The sequence below is a fragment of the Alkalibacterium sp. 20 genome (assembly GCF_001885615.1).
Lineage (GTDB): Bacteria > Bacillota > Bacilli > Lactobacillales > Carnobacteriaceae_A > Alkalibacterium.
The window spans coordinates 1-2105 of the sequence record NZ_LSRN01000085.1; the positions used below are offsets into that span (position 1 = coordinate 1).

Genomic DNA, 2105 nt, shown 5'->3' on the forward strand with positions numbered 1-2105 from the left:
TTTTGGAGACCATAGTTTTACCGTTAAACTATACCCCTATTTAATGGAGGGAGTAGGATTTGAACCTACGAACCCGAAGGAACGGATTTACAGTCCGCTGCGTTTGACCACTTCGCTATCCCTCCAGCATATTAAGTTGCATGGCGCAGGACAGAGTCGAACTGCCGACACACGGAGCTTCAATCCGTTGCTCTACCAACTGAGCTACTGCGCCAAAGTACTACGATGACCCCTACGGGATTCGAACCCGTGTTACCGCCGTGAAAGGGCAGTGTCTTAACCGCTTGACCAAGGGGCCTAAAACAAAAAAAAAAGGAGAATGAGGGATTCGAACCCTCGATACGGAAAACCGTATACACGCTTTCCAAGCGTGCTCCTTAAGCCACTCGGACAATTCTCCATAAAGATACTCCACAAGCAGGGCTCGAACCTGCGACATCATGATTAACAGTCACGCGCTCTACCAACTGAGCTATTGCGGATAATTTTTTTTCTTCGTCAACCTTTAAATCATAACATGGTTTGTAATATCTGTCAACGATTTATAAGTCGAAAAACGATTTCGTTTTATTTGATTTTATCAGTTTGCCTTGTATTTATAATAGTTAAGTTCAATTATTGAACAGTAAGCTTTTTTCTGGATTTCCAGGTATCAAAGCGGTTAAATAGCTTGGTCTGACTTTTATGCTGAGCGGATAATCAGGACCCTTTTCACCATCTAGCGCAACATGAGTCGTATCATTTATCAATTCGATTGTCCCTTCTTCAAATGAATCAATCGTAACTGATGGAGGCATTGTTCCTGTTTCATCAGTTTTTCTAATCAATTTTGAAAGAATAATTATTTTATCTCCTAATGTTGTTTGATCCAAAGTTAAAATATGAAGTTTTCCATCATTTCTTTTTGCTTCTGAGAAAAAACAAGGAATTCCGAAAACATTATGTGAAACACCTATAAGAAGCAGAGTGCCTTCTCTTTCAAGCTTTTTACCATCAAGCATCAACTCAAAGTGGTAAGCTTTTTCATCTTTGAGAGACTTCATTCCTTCTAGAAAGTATGCCATTGGACCATAAGCTTCTTTCATTTCTTCAGAAACCTCCCAGACTGTTTCAGGCAACGTCCCAGAAGATAAGGTGCTTAAAAATAAATGATTATTCACTTCTCCAACATCACACTTTTCTTGTTTAGCATCGATTAACTGATCAATTGCTTTATGGATATTCGTCGACATTCCCCATCCAATAGCAATGTTATTAGCTGTTCCGGTAGGTAAAATACCGATGGTTGGTCGATACGATAAAGTGTTTAAAGCATTTAACACTTCACTTACGGTTCCGTCTCCACCCATAATAATTAGATGGTCGACTTTCTCAGCACATGCTTCGGTGGTGTACTTGTCAATATCACTTTTTTGTTTTGTTATTCTAGTTACACAATGCCACCCTCTTGCCTTAAAGGTTTCTTCAGCAATTTGGGCAAAGTCAATACTGTTCTTTTTTCCTGAAGACGGGTTAGCCAAAATGAGTATGTTTTTCAAAATAACACCTTCTTCTTTAGGACGTTCGTTCTTTCTGACAGTTAGGACACAGTCCATAAATTTCTAAACGGTGAGAATTAACTTCATAGCCAGTCAGATTACTGGCAACGACTTCGACGTCATCCAGTCCCGGATAATAAATATCTTCAATCTTACCGCATCTTGTACAGATTGCATGATAATGCTCAGTAGAGGCAAAATCAAAACGGCTCGAACTATCTCCAAACATCATTTCTTTAACTAAACCCATTTCGGTAAATAAACGTAAGTTGTTGTACACTGTTGCCACACTCATACTCGGGAAAGCATCTGCTAACGCCTTGTAAATTTCATCAGCTGTTGGATGACTGTCCTGATCTATCAAATATTCTAAAATAGCATGTCGTTGCGGGGTAATTCGTACATTATTATATTTTAACCGTTCAATGGATTGGTCAACTAAATAACTCATCTCTATCAATCCTTTATCTTTTACTTGTGGTTACTCAAATGATACAGTTTCCATACAATATTTGCAAGAAAATGTATGTTGTTGACCTATTTTTGTTAAAGTGTTAAGTTTAAAAA

At 38.4% G+C, this 2105-nt stretch carries 2 protein-coding genes and 5 tRNA genes; all 7 read right to left on the reverse strand.

Annotated elements, in window-relative coordinates:
• Positions 1–44 precede the first annotated feature (44 nt).
• Positions 45–125, reverse strand: a tRNA-Tyr gene (locus AX762_RS11365).
• A 16-nt stretch (positions 126–141) separates the two neighbouring features.
• Positions 142–214: transfer RNA gene (locus AX762_RS11370), tRNA-Phe, on the reverse strand.
• A gap of 12 nt (positions 215–226) precedes the next feature.
• Positions 227–298 (reverse strand) — tRNA-Glu (locus AX762_RS11375).
• A gap of 15 nt (positions 299–313) precedes the next feature.
• A tRNA-Ser gene (locus AX762_RS11380) sits at positions 314–400 on the reverse strand.
• Positions 401–409: 9 nt separating this feature from the next.
• A tRNA-Asn gene (locus tag AX762_RS11385) sits at positions 410–482 on the reverse strand.
• A gap of 129 nt (positions 483–611) precedes the next feature.
• The gene (locus tag AX762_RS11390; RefSeq protein WP_071849245.1) at positions 612–1538 is read right to left on the reverse strand and encodes a diacylglycerol kinase family protein; all 927 of its coding nucleotides are present in this window, start codon (positions 1536–1538) and stop codon (positions 612–614) included.
• Positions 1539–1554: 16 nt separating this feature from the next.
• Positions 1555–1989 carry a Fur family transcriptional regulator gene (locus AX762_RS11395; protein ID WP_071849246.1) on the reverse strand — a complete coding sequence of 145 codons (435 nt, stop codon included), beginning with the start codon at positions 1987–1989 and terminating at the stop codon, positions 1555–1557.
• Positions 1990–2105: the final 116 nt, after the last annotated feature.

Coding starts and splice junctions, on each gene's coding strand:
- AX762_RS11395 (WP_071849246.1), bottom strand. CDS start 1,989: ATGAGTTATTTAGTTGACCAATCCATTGAACGGTTAAAATATAATAAT.